The 21909-nt window shown below is 61.9% G+C and carries 23 protein-coding genes; all 23 read left to right on the forward strand.

Going from position 1 to position 21909, the window contains the following annotated elements; all coding sequences use genetic code 11:
- Positions 1–6 precede the first annotated feature (6 nt).
- The 23 genes from fliF (at position 7) to HAQ05_RS17160 (ending at position 21894) form a co-directional block, all read left to right on the forward strand.
- Complete coding sequence (gene fliF, locus HAQ05_RS17050) at positions 7–1812, forward strand: flagellar basal-body MS-ring/collar protein FliF (protein WP_190422700.1); 1806 nt, start codon at positions 7–9, stop codon at positions 1810–1812.
- Entirely contained in the window at positions 1805–2827 is a 1023-nt protein-coding gene (gene fliG, locus HAQ05_RS17055) for a flagellar motor switch protein FliG (RefSeq protein ID WP_190422702.1), read from the forward strand. The genes fliF and fliG overlap by 8 nt, the downstream gene beginning before the upstream one ends.
- A gap of 151 nt (positions 2828–2978) precedes the next feature.
- On the forward strand, positions 2979–3740 hold the full coding sequence (fliH, locus tag HAQ05_RS17060; protein WP_190422704.1) for a flagellar assembly protein FliH: 762 nt from the start codon (positions 2979–2981) through the stop codon (positions 3738–3740).
- Positions 3730–5091 (forward strand): flagellar protein export ATPase FliI, encoded by a 1362-nt coding sequence (fliI, locus tag HAQ05_RS17065; RefSeq protein WP_190422706.1) that lies wholly within the window; start codon positions 3730–3732, stop codon positions 5089–5091. The genes fliH and fliI overlap by 11 nt, the downstream gene beginning before the upstream one ends.
- A 6-nt stretch (positions 5092–5097) precedes the next feature.
- Positions 5098–5547, forward strand: coding sequence for a flagellar export protein FliJ (gene fliJ / locus HAQ05_RS17070; protein WP_190422708.1), 450 nt, complete (start codon positions 5098–5100; stop codon positions 5545–5547).
- 86 nt (positions 5548–5633) lie between these two features.
- Positions 5634–5957: an STAS domain-containing protein gene (locus HAQ05_RS17075; protein ID WP_190422710.1), complete on the forward strand. Its 324-nt coding sequence runs from the start codon at positions 5634–5636 to the stop codon at positions 5955–5957.
- The gene (locus tag HAQ05_RS17080; RefSeq protein ID WP_190422712.1) at positions 5950–7653 is read left to right on the forward strand and encodes a fused response regulator/phosphatase; all 1704 of its coding nucleotides are present in this window, start codon (positions 5950–5952) and stop codon (positions 7651–7653) included. The genes HAQ05_RS17075 and HAQ05_RS17080 overlap by 8 nt, the downstream gene beginning before the upstream one ends.
- A 26-nt stretch (positions 7654–7679) precedes the next feature.
- The gene (locus HAQ05_RS17085) at positions 7680–8024 is read left to right on the forward strand and encodes an Hpt domain-containing protein (RefSeq protein WP_190422713.1); all 345 of its coding nucleotides are present in this window, start codon (positions 7680–7682) and stop codon (positions 8022–8024) included.
- A gap of 68 nt (positions 8025–8092) precedes the next feature.
- Positions 8093–9517, forward strand: coding sequence for a flagellar hook-length control protein FliK (locus HAQ05_RS17090; protein WP_190422714.1), 1425 nt, complete (start codon positions 8093–8095; stop codon positions 9515–9517).
- Between the two features lie 319 nt (positions 9518–9836).
- Positions 9837–10352: a flagellar basal body-associated protein FliL gene (fliL, locus tag HAQ05_RS17095; protein ID WP_190422715.1), complete on the forward strand. Its 516-nt coding sequence runs from the start codon at positions 9837–9839 to the stop codon at positions 10350–10352.
- Positions 10353–10362: 10 nt separating this feature from the next.
- Complete coding sequence (gene fliM / locus HAQ05_RS17100) at positions 10363–11331, forward strand: flagellar motor switch protein FliM (RefSeq protein ID WP_190422716.1); 969 nt, start codon at positions 10363–10365, stop codon at positions 11329–11331.
- 36 nt (positions 11332–11367) lie between these two features.
- Positions 11368–11835 carry a flagellar motor switch protein FliN gene (gene fliN / locus HAQ05_RS17105; RefSeq protein WP_190422717.1) on the forward strand — a complete coding sequence of 156 codons (468 nt, stop codon included), beginning with the start codon at positions 11368–11370 and terminating at the stop codon, positions 11833–11835.
- The gene (gene fliO, locus HAQ05_RS17110) at positions 11835–12287 is read left to right on the forward strand and encodes a flagellar biosynthetic protein FliO (protein WP_190422718.1); all 453 of its coding nucleotides are present in this window, start codon (positions 11835–11837) and stop codon (positions 12285–12287) included. The genes fliN and fliO overlap by 1 nt, the downstream gene beginning before the upstream one ends.
- Complete coding sequence (fliP, locus tag HAQ05_RS17115; RefSeq protein WP_190422719.1) at positions 12287–13051, forward strand: flagellar type III secretion system pore protein FliP; 765 nt, start codon at positions 12287–12289, stop codon at positions 13049–13051. Before fliO ends, fliP begins: the two co-directional genes overlap by 1 nt.
- 22 nt (positions 13052–13073) lie before the next feature.
- Entirely contained in the window at positions 13074–13343 is a 270-nt protein-coding gene (gene fliQ / locus HAQ05_RS17120) for a flagellar biosynthesis protein FliQ (RefSeq protein WP_190422721.1), read from the forward strand.
- 1 nt (position 13344) lies between these two features.
- Positions 13345–14121, forward strand: a complete 777-nt coding sequence (fliR, locus tag HAQ05_RS17125) for a flagellar biosynthetic protein FliR (protein WP_420825778.1) — start codon at positions 13345–13347, stop codon at positions 14119–14121.
- A 4-nt stretch (positions 14122–14125) separates the two neighbouring features.
- Entirely contained in the window at positions 14126–15283 is a 1158-nt protein-coding gene (flhB, locus tag HAQ05_RS17130; RefSeq protein ID WP_190422725.1) for a flagellar biosynthesis protein FlhB, read from the forward strand.
- A gap of 133 nt (positions 15284–15416) precedes the next feature.
- Positions 15417–17534 carry a flagellar biosynthesis protein FlhA gene (flhA, locus tag HAQ05_RS17135; RefSeq protein WP_190422763.1) on the forward strand — a complete coding sequence of 706 codons (2118 nt, stop codon included), beginning with the start codon at positions 15417–15419 and terminating at the stop codon, positions 17532–17534.
- 11 nt (positions 17535–17545) lie between these two features.
- Positions 17546–18880 (forward strand): flagellar biosynthesis GTPase FlhF, encoded by a 1335-nt coding sequence (gene flhF / locus HAQ05_RS17140; RefSeq protein WP_190422727.1) that lies wholly within the window; start codon positions 17546–17548, stop codon positions 18878–18880.
- 96 nt (positions 18881–18976) lie between these two features.
- Complete coding sequence (gene fleN, locus HAQ05_RS17145) at positions 18977–19810, forward strand: flagellar synthesis regulator FleN (protein WP_190422729.1); 834 nt, start codon at positions 18977–18979, stop codon at positions 19808–19810.
- Positions 19804–20547, forward strand: a complete 744-nt coding sequence (fliA, locus tag HAQ05_RS17150) for an RNA polymerase sigma factor FliA (RefSeq protein ID WP_338050250.1) — start codon at positions 19804–19806, stop codon at positions 20545–20547. Before fleN ends, fliA begins: the two co-directional genes overlap by 7 nt.
- A 164-nt stretch (positions 20548–20711) precedes the next feature.
- Positions 20712–21086, forward strand: a complete 375-nt coding sequence (locus HAQ05_RS17155) for a chemotaxis response regulator CheY (protein ID WP_190422733.1) — start codon at positions 20712–20714, stop codon at positions 21084–21086.
- 19 nt (positions 21087–21105) lie between these two features.
- Positions 21106–21894: a protein phosphatase CheZ gene (locus HAQ05_RS17160; RefSeq protein WP_190422735.1), complete on the forward strand. Its 789-nt coding sequence runs from the start codon at positions 21106–21108 to the stop codon at positions 21892–21894.
- Positions 21895–21909: the final 15 nt, after the last annotated feature.

Here is a 21909-nt window from a genome sequence, read left to right on the forward strand (position 1 = left end):
TAGGTCATGGCTGAAGCTACGGATAACCTCCCGGCCAAAGGCGCCGGCCTTGCAGGCAAGTCGCTGCCGGGCATGTCGTTTTTGGAAAATATCTCGAAGATGCCGGTGATGCGCCAAGTGGGCCTGCTGGTGGGCTTGGCTGCGAGCGTTGCCATAGGCTTCGCCGTGGTGCTGTGGTCACAGCAGCCCGACTACCGCCCGTTGGTCACCAGCTTGGCCGGCATGGACGCCAAACAGGTCACCGACACACTCAGCGCCGCCAATATTGCGTATACCATCGAGCCTAATTCGGGTGCGTTGCTGGTCAAGGCCGACGACATCGGCCGTGCGCGTTTGCAATTGGCCCAGGCCGGCGTGACCCAAAGCGACGGCAACGTTGGCTATGAAATCCTCGACAAGGACCAGGGCCTGGGCACCAGCCAGTTCATGGAAGCTGCCCGTTATCGTCGGGGCTTGGAAGGCGAGCTGGGCCGTACCATTTCCGCCCTTAATGGCGTGAAGGCCGCGCGGGTTCACCTGGCCATCCCGAAAAGCTCGGTATTCGTGCGCGACGACCGCAAACCCACCGCCTCGGTGCTGGTCGAAATGTACGGCGGCCGTACACTTGACCCGGGCCAGGTGTCGGCAATCGTCAACCTGGTGGCCACCAGCGTGCCGGAGATGGACAAAACCGGCGTGACCGTGGTGGACCAAAAGGGCACCCTGCTGTCGGACCAAGCGGAGAACTCCGAGTTGTCCATGGCCGGTAAACAGTTCGATTACACCCGCCGCATGGAGTCGATGCTCAGCCAGCGCGTGCAAAGCATTTTGCAACCGGTATTGGGTAGCGACCGCTTCAAGGCACAAGTGTCGGCCGATGTCGACTTCACCGCGGTGGAGTCCACCTCCGAGCAGTTCAACCCGGACCAACCGGCGTTGCGCAGTGAGCAGTCAACCAACGAGCAGCGCTCCAGCGCGGGCAGTAACGGCGGTATTCCGGGTGCATTGAGCAACCAGCCACCCGGCCCGGCTTCGGCGCCGCAACGTACCGGCCAAGCCGCCGCGGCAAACCAACCGCAAGCGATCCCGGCGGGGCAGCCGCTGCTCGACGCCAACGGCCAGCAAATCATGGACCCGGCCACCGGCCAACCGATGCTGGCGCCATTCCCGGCCGATAAGCGCCAACAGTCTACCCGTAACTATGAACTGGACCGGTCCATCAGCCACACGCGCCAGCAGCAGGGCCGTTTGGCCCGCCTGTCGGTGGCCGTGGTGGTCGATGACCAGGCCAAGTTGGACCCGGCCAATGGCCAAGTCACTCACCAACCCTGGAGCGCCGATGAGTTGGCGCGCTTTACCCGCTTGGTGCAGGATGCGGTGGGGTATGACGCCAGCCGCGGTGACAGCGTGACGGTGATCAACGCCCCGTTCAGCGCCGATCAAGGCGAAGTGCTGCAGGAACCATCGTTCTACCAGCAACCGTGGTTTTGGGATGTGGTCAAGCAAGTGCTGGGTGTGCTGTTTATCCTGGTGCTGGTGTTCGGTGTGTTGCGCCCGGTGCTCAACAATATCACCGGCGGCGGCAAGGCCAAGCAGTTGGCCCTGGCCGAAGGCGAGGGCATCGCCGGCGCCGGCGGCATGGGCGGTATCGGCAGCGGTTTCGAAGGGGGGCTGGCCGATGACCGCGTTAGCCTGGGTGGGCCGCAGAGCATTCTGTTGCCCAGCCCGAGCGAGGGCTACGACGCGCAGTTGAACGCAATCAAAAGCTTGGTGGCCGAAGACCCGGGCCGTGTCGCGCAGGTCGTGAGAGAGTGGATCAACGCAGATGAGTGATAACCGTGCACTGGCCGCCCCTAAGCTGACCAAGGTCGATAAGGCGGCGATCCTGCTGTTATCGTTGGGTGAAACCGACGCTGCCCAGGTGCTGCGGCACATGGGCCCAAAAGAAGTACAGCGGGTGGGTGTGGCGATGGCGCAAATGCGCAATATCCACCGCGAGCAGGTCGAGCAGGTGATGAGCGAGTTCGTCTCCACCGTGGGCGACCAGACCAGCCTGGGGGTGGGCTCGGACGGCTACATCCGGAAAATGCTCACCCAGGCGTTGGGCGAAGACAAAGCCAATGGCTTGATCGACCGTATCCTGCTCGGTGGCAACACCAGCGGCCTGGACAGCCTCAAATGGATGGAGCCGCGCGCCGTGGCCGACGTGATCCGCTACGAGCACCCGCAAATCCAGGCGATCGTGGTCGCCTACCTTGACCCAGACCAAGCCGGCGAAGTGCTCGGCCACTTCGACCATAAGGTGCGCCTGGACATTATCCTGCGCGTATCGTCGCTCAATACCGTGCAACCGGCTGCGCTCAAGGAGCTCAATACCATCCTCGAGAAGCAGTTCGCCGGTAACTCGACCTCCGCGCGCACCAGCCTGGGCGGTATCAAGCGCGCCGCCGATATCATGAACTTCCTCGACAGCTCTGTTGAGGGCCAACTCATGGATTCTATCCGCGAAATCGACCATGACCTGTCTGGGCAAATCGAAGACCTGATGTTCGTGTTCAACAACCTCAAGGATGTGGACGACCGCGGCATCCAGGCACTGCTGCGCGAGGTGTCTTCCGACGTGCTGGTGGTGGCGCTCAAGGGCGCCGACGACGGCGTGCGCGAAAAAATCTTCAAGAACATGTCCAAGCGGGCCTCGGAACTGTTACGCGACGACCTGGAGGCCAAGGGGCCGGTACGTGTCAGCGAGGTGGAAACCGCGCAGAAGGAAATCCTCACCATTGCCCGGCGCATGGCCGAAGCCGGCGAAATCGTGCTGGGTGGCAAGGGCGGCGAAGAGATGATCTGATTCGGTGTACCCTTGTTAAACATTCAACCCGGCGTGGGCCGCTCGCTCCTGAAGGTAGCCCGCGTTGTGCCAGCCAAATGGCCAGCCAAATAGCGAGCCAGACGGCGAGCCAGACGGCGTGCACGAATAACGTGCCGAAACGGAAAACCGAATGAGCCAAGCGAGCCATACACTGCCCAGCGATTTGATCCGTGCCCGCGACCTCGAGGGTGTGGACGTTTGGCGGCTGCCCAGCTTCGACCCCGCCCTGCCGGAGCCGGCCCCCGAACCGCTCGCCGAGCCTGAAATCGAGGAGGTGCCGCTCGAAGAAGTGCAACCCTTGACCCTCGAGGACGTCGAGGCGATACGCCAGCAAGCGTACAACGAAGGCTTCACGCAGGGTGAACGCGACGGTTTTCACAGTGCTCAGCTCAAGGTGCGCCAAGAGGCCGAGGTGGCGCTGAAGGCGCGGCTCGAAACCCTCGAAACGTTGATGGGGCAGTTGATGGCGCCGATTGCCGAGCAAGACAACGAGATCGAGCGCAGCTTGGTCGAGTTGGTGGGCCATGTGGCGCGTGAAGTGGTGCAGCGCGAGCTGAAGATGGAGTCGGTTCAGATCGAACGCGTGCTGCATGAGGCCCTGAAGCTACTGCCCATGGGGGCGGGTAACATCCGGATTTTCGTCAACCCGCAAGATTTCGAACAAATAAAGGCGCTGCGTGAGCGCCATGAAGAGACCTGGCGCATTCTCGAAGACCCAGCCCTGCTGCCGGGCGGCTGCCGGGTAGAAACCGAACACAGCCGCATCGATGGCACCGTTGAGACGCGCATCACCCAGGCGCTGGGGCTGCTGTTCGACCAACTGCACGAACAGGGCCTGAACCCGGCCGCGGCGGACCTTCACTTGGAACTGGGCAGCGCCGATGCGCCTTGAGCGCACCAGTTTCGGCAAGCGCCTGGGCACCTACGCCCCAGCCATTGCCCTGCCGCGCCAACCGGTGGTCGAGGGCCGCCTATTGCGTATGGTGGGCTTGACCTTGGAAGCCGAGGGCCTGCGCGCAGCCATGGGCACCCGCTGCCTGGTAATCAACGACGACAGCTATCACCCCTCCCAAGTGGAGGCCGAAGTGATGGGGTTTTCCGGCAGCAAGGTGTTCCTCATGCCGGTCGGCAGCCTGGCGGGCATCGCCCCCGGCGCGCGGGTGGTACCGCTGGCGGACACCGGCCGCCTACCCATGGGCATGAGCATGCTCGGGCGCATCCTCGATGGCGCTGGGCGTGCATTGGACGGCAAGGGTGGGATGAAGGCCGAAGACTGGGTGCCGCTGGATGGCCCGACCATCAACCCGCTCAACCGCGACCCGATCAGCCAGCCGTTGAACGTGGGCATCCGCAGTATCAATGGCTTGCTCACGGTGGGCCGTGGCCAGCGCTTGGGCTTGTTCGCCGGTACGGGTGTGGGCAAAAGCGTATTGCTGGGCATGATGACGCGCTTCACCGAGGCGGAGATCATCGTGGTGGGGCTGATCGGCGAACGTGGCCGCGAGGTGAAGGAGTTCATCGAGCATATCCTCGGCCCGGAGGGGCTCAAACGTTCGGTGGTGGTGGCTTCGCCCGCTGACGATGCACCGCTGATGCGGCTGCGCGCTGCGATGTATTGCACACGCATCGCCGAATACTTTCGCGACAAAGGCAAGAACGTGCTGCTGCTGATGGATTCGCTTACCCGCTATGCCCAAGCGCAGCGGGAAATCGCCCTGGCCATCGGCGAGCCGCCTGCGACCAAAGGCTACCCGCCGTCGGTATTCGCCAAGCTGCCCAAGCTGGTGGAGCGCGCGGGTAACGGTGAGGCCGGCGGCGGTTCGATCACGGCGTTCTATACGGTGTTGTCCGAAGGTGACGACCAGCAAGACCCTATCGCCGACGCCGCGCGTGGGGTACTTGATGGCCATATCGTGTTATCGCGCCGGCTGGCGGAAGAGGGGCACTACCCGGCCATCGATATCGAGGCATCGATCAGCCGGGTAATGCCAGCGGTGGTCAGCCCGCAGCACTTGAGCCAAGCACAGCAGTTCAAGCAACTGTGGTCGCGCTACCAGCAAAGCCGCGACCTGATCAGCGTGGGTGCCTATGTAGCCGGTGGCGATCGGGATACGGACCTTGCCATCACCCTGCACCCTAAATTGGTCCATTTTTTGCGCCAGGGCCTGACCGAAACCGACAACCTGGCGGAAAGCGAGGCGCGTTTGGCGACGATCTTCAAGCCCGCGGTGGCCCCGGGGTAAGCGACCATGGCAGCGAGCAGAGCCGCGCGCCTGGCGCCGGTGATAGAAATGGCGGAAAAAGTCGAGCGCAACGCCGCCCAGCGCCTCGGGCACTTGCAGGGCCAGTTGCAAATCGCCCAGGGCAAGTTGCAGGAATTGGAGCAGTTTCGCGCCAACTACCAAGAGCAGTGGATCAAGAACGGCACCCAAGGGGTGTCTGGCCAATGGCTGCTCAACTACCAACGCTTTCTCACCCAATTGGAAACCGCTGTGGGCCAACAGCGGCGCAGCTTGGCCTGGCACGAAAACAACCTTGATAGTGCGCGTAAAACCTGGCAAGACGCCTATGCTCGCGCCTGCGGGCTGCGCAAACTGGTTGAACGCTATATGGCCGAAGCGCGCCGCCTCGAAGATAAACGCGAGCAGCGCTTGCTCGATGAACTTTCTCAGCGCTTGCCGCGGTCTGATGGGTACTGAGCCGAAAAAGCATGAGGGCACGTTGCCCGCTTTTCGCCTTGGTGCTAAATATTTCCCGCAGCTGCCACTTAAAAAAGGATGCTTCCATGGCTGTTACTTCTGAAGTTTCCCAGGATGGGACGGTACTCGTCATCACCATCACCGGGCGCTTCGACTTTGGCGCTCACCAAGACTTTCGCAACGCCTACGAACGCGTGAATGCAAAGCCCGAGCGTTATGAGGTCAACCTGGGCGAGGCGACCTACCTGGACAGTTCTGCCCTGGGTATGCTGCTGTTGCTGCGCGACCATGCCGGCGGCGAATCTGCCAAGGTCAAGCTGACGAACAGCAGCGCGGATGTTGGCAAGATCCTCGCCATATCAAACTTTGACAAATTGTTCGAAATCGAAAAGCCAGGGCACAATGGCTAACGCCGAGCGCCCCGCCCTATCCGTGCTGATCGCTGACGACAACATGACCGACCGCATGTTGTTGGCCGGCATCGTGCGGCGCCAGGGCCACCATGTGCTGCAGGCCGGTAACGGTCAGGAAGCGGTCAAGGTGTTCGAGCTGATGCGCCCGCAGTTGGTGTTGCTCGATGCGATGATGCCGGTAATGGATGGCTTCGAGGCCGCGCGGCAGATCAAGGCCATCGCCGGTGACGAGTTGGTACCGATCATCTTTCTCACGTCACTGGCCGAAGAAGAAGCGTTGGTGCGCTGCGTAGAGGCCGGTGGCGACGACTTTCTCGCCAAGCCCTACAACCATGTGGTGCTGGGCGCCAAGATCACGGCGATGGAACGGGTGCGCCGGCTGCAAGCGACGGTGCTGGAGCAACGCGACCTGCTGGCCCGCCACCATGGGCATTTACTCAACGAGCAGCGCGTCGCCAAGGCCGTGTTCGACCAGGTGGCGCACTCGGGTTGCCTGAGCGCGGCGAACATCCGTTACCTGCAATCGCCCTATGCCTTGTTCAATGGCGACCTGTTGTTGGCGGCCTACACGCCTTCCGGCGACATGCACGTGATGCTCGGCGATTTCACTGGCCACGGTTTGCCGGCGGCAGTGGGGGCCATGCCATTGGCCGAAGTGTTCTATGGGATGGCGGCCAAGGGCTACGGCTTGGGCGAAACCCTGCGGGAAATGAACGCCAAGCTCAAACGTATCCTGCCGGTGGATATGTTCTGCTGTGCAACGTTACTTAATGTAAGTGCCCGGCGCCGGGTACTGGAAGTCTGGAACGGTGGCATGCCTGATGGCTACCTGCAGCCGCTGGCTGGCCAGCGGTTATTGCTGCCGTCGCGGCATTTGCCGCTGGGTATTTTGCAGCGCCCGGCGTTCGACGCCACGTTGGAAACCTTCGCCTTCAACCCCGGTGACCGGGTGTTCCTGCTTTCCGATGGTGTGATCGATACGGCCAATGCCGACGACCAGTTATTCGGAACGCAGCGACTGCAATCGGTGTTTGACCACAACAAAGACCCACGGCGGTTGTTCGAAGACATTCGCGAGGCATTGAGCGATTTTCGTGGTGAATCCCGTGACGATGTGAGCATGGTACAAATCGAGGCGACCGCGCCCGGTAGCTTGCCCGCATCGGGCTTGATTTTCAGCGACAGCGGGCAACTGACGCCCATGGATTGGTCGGTGTGTTTTGAATTCCGCGGGCAAACCCTGCGCCGCTATAACCCGTTGCCCTTCCTATTGCAACTATTGCTAGAAGTGCAGGGGCTGCGCGATCAAAGCGGTGCCCTTTACACCGTGCTCACAGAGCTGTACTCGAACGCGCTGGAGCACGGCGTGCTGGGCCTGGACTCGGCGCTGAAAAAAGATGGCGAGGGTTTTACCCGTTACTATGCCCTGCGCCAGCAGCGGCTGGAGGCGCTGGAGCAAGGCCTAGTGAGCGTGGGCCTTGAAATCCAGCCCCTGCCCGAAGGCGGTGGGCGCCTATGTATTCGCGTCAGTGACAGCGGCAGCGGTTTCGACGTGGCCGCCAAGGCCCGCGGCGGCGACAACGCCTATGCCGGGCGCGGTATCCGGTTGATCCGAGAGTTGAGCCGGCACGCCGAATGGGCCGACGACGGGCGTAGCGCACGCGTGGAATTCACCTGGGCGTCTCAGGCATAATCCCGCGCGATCATGGAGGACCACCCGTGGCTAGTGAACATCTGGATTACAAAGTGCTCGCCGCCTTGAAGGAAGTGATGGAAGGCGAGTATTTGCTATTGCTCGACACATTCCTCGAAGATTCGGCCGCTCGGCTCGCGCACTTGCGCCAAGCGCGCGAAGCGCAAGACCTTGGGCAGGCCGCCCACAGCTTCAAGGGCAGCAGTAGTAACATGGGTGCCTGGCAATTGGCCCAACTGTGTCAGGAACTCGAAGAGCGTGCGTTCCACGGCCCGCTGCAAGGTATCGAAGACCTGGTTAACCGCATCGACAGCGAGTTCGCTACAGTGCGCGGGCTGTTCGAAGACGAACGGCAACGGGCCGCGAGTTAGCCTTGGCCTGCGAATTGCTTTGTCCCTTGCAACAGTGCCATTCCACCAGCGCACCGGGGACCCCGCTCATGCCTGTCGCTTCCAATTCATTGCTGCAACTGAGCCCGACCACTACCGCCAACAGCGCCACCAGCGCTGGTGCGGCGACAGCGGCCGAGCTCAGCAACGGCACGGGCCCCAGCTTCTCGGACGTCTACGCCAACCAACAGCCCAGCGCTAACGCCACCAGCCGTACCACGCTGCATGGCCAATTGGCCAGTGGCGCCGACGATAAGCCGTCGGCCACCGATGGCGGTGGCGTAAAAAAAGCCCAGGTTGCCGATGGCGGCAAGAAATTGCCGGCCAGTAAAGAATCGGCACCGGCAGGCGAGGCAGACGCGAAAACCGACAAGCCTTCGAAGGGCGATAAGGCCGCCAAGGACGACGACACGGTTGCCAGCGATGACGACCCAGCCTTGGCCAGCGATGGCGCCCAGGCCAGCGTGGTGGTGCCTGCCCCGCTGCCAGAGCAGAACCTGGCGCCGTTGCCGGCGGTGCCGGCGGAACCTGCCGCGGCGCAGCCTGACCCCAGCGCCCTGGCGCAGCAAGCCGCGGCAGCCACTGCCCCGGTGCCGGCGCCGGTGGCCGCGAACGATGATAGCCAGGGCGATGATTTTGACCCGGCGGCCGACCCGCTGGAAGGTTTACCCATGGTGCGTATGGCCCTGGAGCAGAACGCCAAGGCACAAGGCACCACCTCGGCCCACGCGCAGCCGGCCGAGGGTAACGGCAAGGGTGAGCAAAGCGATGGGCAGCAGCCCTTCGCCGACAACCTCAGCGCGTTGGCGCAACCACCAAAAGCGGAAGATGGCACCGCCGGGCAGGGCGACGCTTCGCTGGCCAAGCCCAGCGATGACGCCAGCCAAGCCACGGCAAGCGGCAGCCCCGCACCGCGCGCCGAAGATTTCGCCAGCCGCTTGCACAGCCTTACGGCCGCCACCCCGGCGGGCGACAAAACCGCTGCGGCGGCTGCCAGCCAGCAGCCGCTGCAGATGCAGCAAAGCGGGTGGAGCGAAGGGTTGGTGAACCGGGTGATGTACCTGTCGAGCCAAAACCTGAAGTCGGCCGATATCCAATTGCACCCGCTGGAATTGGGCCGCCTGGACATCCGCGTCGACGTGACGGCCGACCAGCAAACCCAGGTCACCTTCAGCAGCGTTCACCCGGCGGTTCGCGAAGCACTCGACAACCAGCAAGGCCGCTTGCGCGACATGCTGTCGCAACAGGGCTTGGGCAATGTGGACGTGAACGTCTCCGACCAGTCGCGCCAGCAACAGCAACAGCAACAGCAGCAACAGCAACAGCAGCAACAATTGGCCGCCAATGGCCAGCGCGGCAGTGGCGGTGCGGGCGGGCAGGGCGGCGAGGGCGCCATAGGCGAGGTTAGCCAGGCCGAAGCGGCTAGCCAGCCACAGGTCGTGATCGGCAGCAGTGCCGTCGATTATTACGCGTAAATGGCGGCCCCCACCCGCCATATCCCCTAGCGTGGCGCCCTAGATGTTAACTGCGCCCTTTTGACGGTGCCCTTAACTGGCCGGGCCGTGCCGCGTGCCGATCCCGCCGCCAGGGCTTACCGGGCAGCCAATACGCCGCCCATGGTTATGTGAACTTCCCAGCCGCCGGGCCGGCGAAGCCTCATAGCCTATGGTATTTCGGGTCTGCTTTTTTGTAGCGATTCGCGAGTGGCCTGCTGGCGTATTTGGAATCTGGCACAACCCTTGCCTCATGGCCTGTATCCCAAGTAAACCCCTGTAACGGCGACGGAATATTGGCATGGCAAAGAACGACCCGGTAGCGGGCGATACAGCGACCCCCGCCAAACAAGGCAAGCTTAAGTTCATTATCTTGATGGTGCTGGTACTGTTGGTCGCTATCGGTGGGTCGGTGGCGGGAACCTGGTTCTTTCTGCACAAGTCCCAGAACAAGGACGAAAAGCCCGCTGACGCCGCGACGGTGGCCACCGCCAAACCGGCGGCGATTTACGAGGCACTGCAGCCGGCGTTCGTGGTCAACCTTGCGCAGCAGGGGCGCCAACGTTACCTGCAGGTGAGCATTACCCTGATGAGCCACGATGCCGAGGGCATGGCCGCGCTTAAAGAGCACATGCCGGTGATCCGCAATAACCTGGTGCTACTGTTATCAGGGCAGGATTTCAACCAATTGGCGAGCCCGGTAGGGACTGAAATGCTTCGCCAAAAAGCCACTGCCAGCGTTCAGGAAGTGGCGCAGAAAGAAATCGGCAAGCTGGTCGTCGACCAGTTGCTGTTCACCAACTTCGTGTTGCAATAGGAAAGCCCGAATGGCCGTTCAGGACCTGTTGTCCCAGGATGAAATCGACGCCTTGCTGCATGGCGTGGACGACGGCTTGGTGCAGACCGAAAGCCTGGTAGAACCTGGCAGCGTCAAAACCTACGACCTCACCAGCCAGGACCGCATTGTGCGTGGGCGTATGCCGACGCTGGAAATGATCAACGAACGCTTCGCCCGCTATACCCGTATCAGCATGTTCAACTTGCTGCGCCGTTCCGCGGACGTGGCGGTGGGCGGGGTGCAGGTGATGAAGTTCGGCGAATATGTGCACTCGCTGTACGTACCCACCAGCCTGAACCTGGTCAAGGTCAAGCCACTGCGCGGCACGGCGTTGTTCATTCTCGACGCCAAGCTGGTATTCAAGCTGGTCGATAATTTTTTTGGCGGTGATGGTCGCCACGCCAAGATCGAGGGCCGTGAGTTTACCCCTACCGAATTGCGCGTGGTGCGCATGGTGCTCGACCAAGCGTTCGTCGACCTGAAAGAGGCCTGGCAGGCTGTGATGGAGGTCAGCTTCGAATACATCAATTCAGAAGTGAACCCGGCAATGGCCAATATCGTCGGGCCCAGCGAAGCGATCGTGGTGTCGACCTTCCACATCGAATTGGACGGCGGTGGCGGCGACCTCCACGTGACCATGCCCTATTCGATGATCGAGCCGGTGCGCGAAATGCTCGATGCGGGGTTTCAGTCCGACCTGGACGACCAGGACGAACGCTGGGTCAAGGCGCTGCGCGAAGACGTGCTGGATGTGGCCGTGCCGCTGAGTGCAACCGTCGCCCGGCGCACCCTCAAGTTGCGCGATATTTTGCACATGCAACCGGGCGATGTGATCCCGGTCGAGTTGCCCGACGAACTGGTGATGCGCGCCAATGGCGTGCCCGCGTTCAAAGCTCGCCTGGGCTCGCACAAGGGCGCCCTGGCCCTACAGATTACTTCACCGGTAGAGCGCCGTTGACCGCGATACCGACAAGCAGATTTTCGAGGAACCGAAATGGCTGATGAAAAAGACGCGGTCTCCGCGGGCGATCAAGCCCTGGCCGATGAGTGGGCGGCAGCATTGAACGAGGCCGGAGAGGGTGGCCAAGGCGATATCGACGCCTTGTTGGCTGCGGATGCGGCGCAACAGCCCAAGGGCGCGCGGCTGCCGATGGAAGAGTTCGGCACCCCGCCAAAACCGGTGGAGAACTTTGGCCTGGAAGGGCCGAACCTGGACGTGATCCTGGACATTCCAGTGATGATCTCCATGGAAGTGGGCAGCACCGAAATCAATATCCGTAACTTGCTGCAATTGAACCAGGGCTCGGTGATCGAGCTCGATCGGCTGGCGGGTGAACCGCTCGACGTGCTGGTCAACGGCACGCTGATTGCCCACGGCGAGGTGGTGGTGGTGAACGAGAAGTTCGGCATCCGCCTTACCGACGTGATCAGCCCCACCGAACGCATCAAGAAGCTGCGCTGATGGGCCGGTTGCTGATGGCGTTGCTCGCCCCGCCGCTTGCCCTACCGCTGGCGGCTTGGGGCGCCGAGCCCGTGGCCCAGGCCGCCAGCCAGTCTTCGCTGCTCGGCGGCACGGGCGGGCAACTGCTGCAAACCGTGATCGGCTTGCTGGTGGTGCTGGGCGTGATCGTGGGCTTGGCCTGGGTGCTCAAGCGCATGCAACAGGCCTCGCCACGCGGCGGCCGCCAAGTGATCGAACTGGTCGGCGCACGCGCCCTTGGCCCGCGCGACCGGCTGCTGCTGGTGCAAGTGGGCGATGAGCAGGTACTGCTCGGTATCTCGCCAGGGCGCATCACCCCGCTGCACGTGATGGCGAAACCGGTGGCGATGCCGGAAAAGGCCGAGCCGGTTGCGCCTGAATTCGCCCAGCGGCTGATGGAACTGCTCGGCAAGGACCAAAAGGATAAGCACTGATGCGCGCACTGCGCTGGGTATTGTGGCTAGGTGTGGGGGTGGGGTTGGGGTTACTGGCGCCGCTGGCGCTGGCGGCCGACCCGCTGCAGGTGCCGGCGATTACCTTGACCTCTGGGGCTAATGGCCAGCAGGAGTATTCGGTCAACCTGCAAATTTTGCTGATCATGACGGCGCTGAGTTTCATCCCGGCGTGCGTGATGCTGATGACCAGTTTCACCCGTATCATTATCGTGTTTTCTATCCTGCGCCAGGCCTTGGGCCTGCAGCAAACGCCGTCGAACCAGTTGCTCACCGGCATGGCATTGTTCTTGACGTTTTTCATCATGGCACCGGTGTTCGACCGGGTGAATAACGAGGCCTTGCAGCCGTACTTGAGTAACCAGCTCAGCGCCCAGGATGCCTTGGCCAAGGCAGAGGTGCCGGTGAAAGCCTTTATGCTGACGCAAACCCGCCAGAGCGACCTGGACCTGTTCGTGCGGTTGTCCAAGCGTACCGATATCGCCAGCCCCGACGCGACACCCTTGGCCATCGTGATACCTGCCTTCGTGACCTCCGAGCTCAAAACCGCGTTCCAGATCGGCTTCATGATTTTCATCCCGTTCCTGATCATCGACCTGGTGGTGGCAAGCGTGCTGATGGCCATGGGCATGATGATGCTCTCGCCACTGATTATTTCGTTGCCGTTCAAGCTGATGCTGTTCGTGCTGGTCGATGGCTGGGCGCTGATCATCGGCACTTTGGCCAGCAGCTTCGGCGGCGTATGAGCAACCTGAGCGAGGTAAGCCAATGACTCCAGAAGTCGCAACCGACCTGTTTCGCGGCGCCCTGTGGCTGACCACCTTGATGGTGGCGGTGATGGTACTGCCCAGCCTGCTGGTGGGGTTGGTGGTGGCCATGTTCCAGGCGGCCACCCAGATCAACGAGCAGACCTTGAGTTTTTTGCCGCGGATGATCGTGATGCTGATCACCCTGATCGTGCTCGGGCCATGGATGGTCCGCGAGTTCATGGATTACATCCTGGAGCTTTACCACAACATCCCGCAGCTGATTGGCTGACGTGCTGCACCTTACCGACGCGCAAATTGGCGGCTGGGTGGCCGCCTTTCTGCTGCCGCTGTTCCGGGTAGCCGCCCTGCTGATGACCCTGCCGCTGTTCGGTGCCGACATGGTGTCGGCGCGCATTCGCTTGTACATGGCCTTGGCGATCACCCTGGCGATCGTGCCGGTGCTGCCACCGATGCCGCAGCTCAACGCGTTGGACCTGCACGCGCTGCTGCTGTGCGCCGAGCAAATCGTGATCGGCGCCCTGATGGGCCTGGCGATCCAGATGCTGTTCCAGGTGTTCGTGATTGCCGGGCAGGTGGTCGCGATCCAGATGGGGATGGCCTTTGCCTCGATGGTCGACCCGGTCAACGGGGTGAACGTGGCCACCGTGAGCCAATTCTTCAACATGCTGGTGACGTTGCTGTTCTTGTCGATGAACGGCCACCTGGTGGTGTTCGAGGTACTGGTGGAAAGCTTTACCACCCTGCCGGTAGACGGCGGCCTGCTCACCGGGCAATTCTGGGAGTTGGCCAACCGCTTGAGTTGGGTACTGGGGGCGGCGATTTTGCTGGTGCTGCCGGCGGTCACCGCGTTGCTGGTGGTCAACGTCGCCCTGGGCGTGATGACACGCGCCGCGCCGCAGCTGAATATCTTCTCCGTCGGTATGCCGGTGACCATCGTGTTGGGCATGGTGATCCTCTGGCTCAACATGGCCGATATTCTCAACCAATACCAATCGCTGGCCAGCGAAGCCCTGCAGTGGCTACGCGAACTGGCGCGGGCCAGGTGACGCGATGGCTGAAAGCGAAGGCGGGCAAGACAAAACAGAAGCGGCCACAGACAAACGCAAGCGTGAGTCCCGGGCGCAAGGCGAGATCGCCCGCTCGCGCGACCTCAACACTTTCGTGGTGATGCTGGCCGGTGCGGGTGCGTTGCTGGCCTTCGGTGGCGGTATGGCGCGCACGATGATGCAACTGATGCGCGAGAGCTTCACGCTGCCGCGCGAGGTGGTGGCCGATACCCACCAAATGGGTATCTACCTGCTGCGTTCGGCCTGGGAGGCGGCGCAAGCCACCCAGCCGGTGATGATCATGCTACTGCTGGCGGCGATCATTGGCCCTGTCAGCCTGGGGGGCTGGCTGTTCGCGGCGGGCTCGATGGCACCCAAGTTCAGCCGTATGAACCCCGTGTCGGGGCTTAAACGGATGTTTTCGATGCACTCGGTCACCGAACTGCTCAAGGCGCTGGGCAAGTTTGGTATCACCCTGGCGGTGGCGGTGTTCGTGCTGCTCAAAGACCGCAACGACCTGATGGCCATCGCCAACGAGCCGTTGCAGCAGGCGATCGCACATGCCTTGCAGGTGGTGGGCTGGAGCAGCCTGTACATGGCGTTGGGGCTGCTCATCATCGCCGGCGTCGACGTGCCCATCCAGCTTTACCAGAGCGCCCAGAAGCTGCGGATGACCAAGCAGGAGATCCGCGACGAATACAAGGAAACCGAAGGCAAGCCGGAGGTAAAAGGGCGCATTCGGCAGATGCAGCGGGAGATTTCCCAACGGCGCATGATGGCCAACGTACCCAAGGCCGACGTGGTGATCACCAACCCGACCCATTATGCCGTGGCGCTTAAATACGACGCTGAGCAGGCCGGTGCGCCGATGTTGCTGGCCAAGGGTGTGGACATGACGGCATTGAAGATTCGCGAGATTGCTGCCGAGTACCACATCCAGATCATGGAATCACCCGCCCTGGCCCGTTCGATCTACTACTCCACCGAGGTCGAACAACAAATACCCGCCGGCCTTTACATGGCCGTGGCCCAGGTGCTGGCGTATGTGTATCAGATCCGTCAATACCGTGCCGGGCGGGGCAAGCGCCCGCAGGCCCCCAAAGATGTGCCCATTCCGCCGGACTTACGCCGGGACGAAGACGAGCCTAACCCGTCGGCGTAACACCGCTTGCCCGCGCACGGGCGAACGCTTACTGCAGGGCGCCGTCGAAAGTATGAAGCTTGCCCGAGTGTGGAGAGCTTCTTGCAATACCCCACCCAAAGCGTCAAAAGTTTGCTGGGGAATGAATATGGCGGTGGATCGCACGCAACTGCTGAACAATGCTCGAGGCTTGGCCCGGGGTAACCTCGGGGTGCCGATACTGCTGTTGATCATGCTCGCCATGATGACGCTGCCGGTGCCGCCGTTTTTGCTCGACGTGTTCTTTACATTCAACATCGCGCTGTCGATCGTGGTGCTGTTGGTGAGCGTCTATGCCCTGCGGCCACTGGACTTTGCGGTGTTCCCGACCATTTTGCTGGTGGCCACGTTGCTGCGCCTGGCGTTGAACGTGGCCTCCACCCGGGTGGTAATGCTCAACGGCCACCTGGGGCACCAGGCGGCGGGCAAGGTAATCCAGGCCTTCGGCGAGGTGGTGATCGGCGGTAACTATGTGGTGGGCGCCGTGGTGTTCGCCATCCTGATGATCATCAACTTCGTGGTGGTGACCAAGGGTGCTGGGCGTATTTCGGAAGTCAGCGCGCGCTTTACCCTCGATGCCATGCCTGGCAAGCAAATGGCGATCGACGCCGACCTCAACGCCGGCTTGGTCGACCAGGCCGGCGCCAAGGCACGCCGTGCCGAGGTGGCGGCCGAGGCCGAATTCTACGGCTCGATGGACGGCGCCAGTAAATTCGTGCGCGGTGATGCGATCGCCGGCTTGTTGATCCTGTTCATCAACCTCATCGGTGGCATGGCCATCGGCATCCTGCAGCACGGGCTGAGCTTTGCCGATGCCGGCAAGACCTATGCCTTGCTGACCATCGGTGACGGTTTGGTGGCGCAGTTGCCCTCGTTGCTGCTGTCTACCGCGGCAGCGGTGATGGTCACCCGCGCCAGCGGCTCGGAAGAAATGGGTAAGCAGATTACCCGGCAAATGTTCGATTCGCCCAAGGCGTTGGCGGTGGCGGCAGGGCTGATGGCGGTGATGGGGTTGGTGCCGGGCATGCCGCACGTCGCCTTCCTCAGCCTGGCGTTGATGGCCGGGGGTGGGGCCTACCTGATCTGGAAAAAACAAAACGACGTGAAGTTGCGCACGGCAGCCGAAGCGGCCCGCCAGCAGGAACTGCTGCCCTCGCCACAGCGGGCGGCGCAAACCAAGGAACTGGGCTGGGATGACGTCACGCCCATCGACATGATCGGGTTGGAAGTGGGCTACCGCTTGATTCCGCTGGTCGACCGCAACCAAGGGGGTGAGTTGCTGGCGCGTATCAAGGGCGTGCGCAAGAAGCTGTCCCAAGACTTGGGCTTTCTCATGCCGACGGTGCATATTCGCGACAACCTCGACCTGTCGCCCAGCGCTTATCGGCTGACGCTGATGGGGGTGATTCTGGCAGAGGCTGAGATCTACCCGGACCGCGAGCTTGCCATCAACCCCGGCCAGGTATTCGGCACCCTCAATGGCATCCAAGCCCGTGACCCGGCCTTCGGCCTGGAGGCGGTGTGGATCGAGATCAGCGCCCGGGCCCAGGCGCAGTCGCTGGGCTACACCGTGGTCGATGCCAGTACCGTCGTGGCCACCCACCTGAACCAGATATTGCAAAAACACGCCCATGAGCTACTAGGCCACGAGGAGGTTCAGCAACTGCTGCAGGTGCTGGCCAAGGCTTCACCCAAGCTTGCCGAGGAGTTGGTCCCAGGGGTGGTGTCGTTGTCAGCGCTGCTCAAGGTGCTTCAAGCGCTGTTGGCTGAACAGGTACCGGTACGCGACATTCGTACCATCGCCGAAGCCATCGCTAACAACGCCGGCAGGAGTCAAGATACCGCCGCGCTGGTGCAGCATGTTCGCGCGGCGTTGTCCCGCGCAATCGTGCAAAGCATTGTGGGAGTTGAGTCGCAGCTGCCTGTGATCACCTTGGAACCCAAGTTGGAACAGATATTGCTCAATAGCCTACAGAAGGCTGGGCAGGGTCAGGAAGAAGGCGTTTTGCTCGAACCTGGCATGGCGGAACGCTTGCAGCGTTCGTTGATCGAAGCTGCACAGCGCCAGGAAATGCTCGGCCAACCGGCGATTCTGCTGGTGGCCGGGCCGGTTCGGGCGATGCTCTCGCGCTTCGGGCGCTTGGCAGTACCGAATTTGCACGTGCTGGCGTATCAGGAAATACCCGACAACAAACAAGTGACGATCGTGGCGACAGTAGGGCCCAACGGCTGAGGTAGCGGAATATGCAAGTGAAGCGTTTTTTTGCAGCCGACATGCGCCAGGCGATGAAGCTGGTGCGCGATGAGCTGGGCGCCGACGCTGCCATCATCGGCAACCGCCGCATCGCCGGCGGCGTTGAGCTGACCGCCGCGCTGGATTACGCATTGTCCGCATTGACCCCGCGTGAGCCCAACCGGGAACTGGAAAGCGAATTGCGCAAAACGCAATCGCGTATCGTGTCGGCCCAGGCCGAACTGTCCAACCGGGGTGCAGACAGTGGCGGCAGCAACAATCGCCAATTGTTCGCCGGCTTGCCGCTGACCGCCGCCGAGCCGCTGATCGAGCCCCATTTCGACGAGCCGGCGCGCGCCGCTGCGGCCCCGGCACCTGCCCAGCCGGTGGCTCCAGCGGTAGACCAACAATTGTTCGACTCGATGCGCCAAGAGCTCAGCGGCCTTCGCGAATTGCTCGAAGTGCAACTGGGCTCGCTGGCATGGTCGCAATTGCAGGGCAGCCGCCCGGAGCAGGCCAACCTTTGGCGGCGTTTGCAGCGTATCGGATTATCTGGCCCGTTGGCGCGCACCCTGCTCGAACAGGTGGGCGATTACAGCGAACCGCGCCAGGCCTGGCGGCTGTTGCTGGCGCATTTGGCGCGGATGATCGACACCCCCGAGGTAGAACCGCTCGAAGAGGGCGGGGTCATCGCCATGGTCGGCCCCGCCGGCATGGGCAAGACCACGACGCTGGCCAAGCTCGCGGCGCGTTACGTACTTAAATATGGCGCGCACAACATCGCATTGGTGAGCATGGACGGTTTTCGCATCGGTGCCCAGGAACAACTTAAAACGTTGGGGCGCATCCTCAACGTACCGGTGACCCACGTCGACCCGGGCCAATCGTTGGCCCAGGCGCTGGAGCCGGTGCTGCGCAAACGCGTGGTGCTGATCGACACCGCTGGCTTGCAGGCCAGCGACCCGGCCTTGAAGCTGCAGCTCGAAAGCCTGGCCGGGCGCGGCATCCACGCGCGAAATTACCTGGTGCTGGCCACTACCAGCCAGAAGCAGGTGCTCACTGCCGCCTACCACAGCTACAAACGTTGTGGGTTGGCCGGCTGTATCCTGACCAAACTTGACGAAACGGCAAGCCTGGGTGAAGTGCTGAGCCTGGCCATCGATCACCAATTACCGGTGGCGTACCTTACGGACGGGCCGCGTATTCCCGACGACCTGCACCTGCCGCGCAAGCACCAATTGGTCAGCCGCGCGGTCAGTGTGCAAATTCCGCAAGAGCCCAGCGAAGAGGCCATGGCCGACATGTTCGCCGATCTCTACCATAACCCCGGTAAACGTGCCAGTTGAGATGAAATAGCGATGATCAGTGCAATCTACCTGCGTGAGATGTTGCCCCTGGCAGCCTCGCGTGGCCTCGGTCTGAAGTGACAAGGTAAAGAACGAATGGGCAGCATGCATCCCGTACAGGTGATCGCGGTGACCGGCGGCAAGGGTGGCGTCGGCAAAACAAACGTGTCAGTGAACCTCTCGCTGGCGCTGGCCGACCTCGGCCGGCGAGTGATGTTGCTCGATGCCGACCTTGGCTTGGCCAATGTCGACGTGTTATTGGGCCTGACACCCAAACGCACCCTGGCCGACGTCATCGAAGGCCGCTGTGACCTGCGCGACGTGTTGTTGCAAGGCCCCGGTGGCATTCGTATCGTGCCCGCCGCTTCGGGCACCCAAAGCATGGTGCACCTCACCCCGGCGCAGCATGCCGGGCTGATCCAGGCCTTCAGCGAAATTGGCGATAACCTCGACGTGCTGGTGATCGACACCGCCGCCGGCATTGGCGACTCAGTGGTCAGCTTCGTGCGCGCCGCACAAGAGGTGCTGTTGGTGGTGTGCGATGAGCCGACCTCCATTACCGATGCCTATGCGCTGATCAAGCTGCTGAACCGCGACTATGGCATGAACCGCTTCCGGGTGTTGGCCAACATGGCCCAGAGCCCCCAAGAGGGGCGTAATTTGTTCGCTAAACTGACCAAAGTCACTGACCGTTTCCTCGACGTTGCCCTGCAGTACGTGGGTGCGGTGCCTTACGACGAAACGGTACGCAAGGCCGTGCAAAAGCAACGTGCGGTCTATGAAGCGTTCCCGCGCTCCAAGTGCGCCCTGGCGTTCAAGGCCATTGCGCAAAAGGTCGATACCTGGCCCCTGCCTGCCAACCCACGCGGGCACCTGGAGTTCTTCGTCGAACGATTGGTACAGCAAACCAGTGCGGGGCCCGTATCATGAGCGCCAGTGGATATCGGATGTACGACAAAGCTTCACGCCAGGCGCAACAGTACCAATTGATCGAGCGCTATGCGCCGCTGGTCAAACGCATCGCCTACCACCTGTTGGCACGCCTGCCCGCCAGCGTGCAAGTCGAAGATTTGATCCAAGCGGGGATGATCGGCTTACTGGAAGTGTCGACCAAGTACGATTCCAGCAAGGGCGCCAGTTTCGAAACCTACGCCGGCATTCGCATCCGTGGGGCCATGCTCGATGAGGTGCGCAAGGGCGATTGGGCGCCGCGTTCGGTGCACCGTAATACACGCATGGTCAGTGACGCCATTCGCGCTATCGAAGCAAGAACCGGCCGTGACGCTAAAGATCACGAGGTTGCTGCCGAACTCAAGATGAGCCTGAACGAATACTACGGGATCCTCAACGACACCCTGGGCAGCCGGTTATTCAGTTTCGACGACCTGTTGCAAGACGGCGAACACGAAAGCGGCCACGAGGAGGGCGTGGGCAGCGGCGAGCCGTCGCGAGGGCTGGAAGACGAGCGTTTTCAGAAAGCCCTGGCAGAGGCCATCGCCAACCTGCCTGAGCGTGAGCGCTTGGTGCTGTCGCTGTACTACGACGAGGAGTTGAACCTCAAGGAAATCGGCGAGGTGCTGGGGGTCAGCGAGTCCAGGGTCAGCCAATTGCACAGCCAATGCGCGGCGCGGTTGCGCAGCCGGTTGGGGGAGTGGCGGGCCCGGTAGGAAGTTGTAGGCCATTGGAATGATTTGCTGGATCAAGGTGCTGGCTGTGTGATATCACCGCGCCACGCCTGCTCAGGCAGTCGCGTAATGTAACTGGTTTGGATGCTCGCGCCCCTCGGGCTGGGCGCGTTAGAGACTGCTTGGAGGTCTACTTGGACAAGAACATGAAAATCCTCATCGTTGACGATTTCTCGACGATGCGGCGGATCATCAAGAATTTATTGCGTGATCTCGGGTTCACCAACACCGCCGAAGCCGACGACGGCAACTCGGCGCTGCCCATGCTGCACAGCGGCAATTTCGACTTCCTGGTGACCGATTGGAACATGCCGGGTATGTCTGGCATCGACTTGCTGCGCACCGTGCGCGCTGACGACCGCTTGAAGCACCTGCCGGTGCTGATGGTCACCGCCGAAGCGAAGCGTGAGCAGATCATCGAAGCGGCCCAGGCCGGCGTCAACGGCTACGTGGTCAAGCCCTTCACCGCGCAGGTGCTCAAAGAGAAAATCGAAAAGATTTTCGAGCGCGTCAATAGCTGAAGCTCGCCACGGGGGCCCCATGGAGCCAATAGATTCGTCAATGGGGGACTTTGAGTCCACCCTGAAAAAGCACGCCCATGAGTTGGTCGAAAGCCTTGAACAAGGGAAGTTCGGCGAGGCGGTCGAGCTGATCCATGAGCTGAACCAGGCCCGCGACCGCGGCCTGTACCAAGAGGTCGGCAAGCTGACCCGCGAGTTGCACAGCGCGATCGTAAGCTTCCAGATCGACCCTCGGCTGCCCGAAGCCCAGGACGCCTCGCAGATCACCGACGCCACCGAGCGCCTGGACTATGTGGTGCGCCTGACCGAGAAAGCGGCCAACCGCACCATGGACTTGGTCGAGCAGAGCATGCCCCTGGTCCATGAGTTTGGCGATGCCGCCGGTGCCCTACGCGCCGATTGGCAGCGGTTCATGCGCAAGGAAGTGAGTGCCGATGAGTTCCGCGAGTTGGTCAAGCGGGTAGACACCTTCCTGGCGCGCAGCGAAGTCGATGCCACGGGCCTTGCCACGCACCTGAACGATATCCTGCTGGCGCAGGACTTCCAGGACCTCACCGGCCAGGTGATCAAGCGTGTCACCAAGCTGGTGACCGAGGTGGAAGGCAACCTGCTGAAGTTGGTGCTGATGGCAAGCCAGGTGGACCGCTTTGCCGGTATCCGCCATGACCGCGAAGCGCTTGAACAGGAAAAAAATCAGGAAAAATATCCTGATAGGGGTGAAGGTCCGCAGATTCATGCCGATAAGCGTGATGATGTGGTTTCCGGTCAAGACGACGTGGACGACCTGCTGTCGAGCCTGGGCTTCTGATTCCCGGCCCGGCGA

It is taken from the genome of Pseudomonas typographi, from assembly GCF_014694385.1.
GTDB lineage: Bacteria > Pseudomonadota > Gammaproteobacteria > Pseudomonadales > Pseudomonadaceae > Aquipseudomonas > Aquipseudomonas typographi.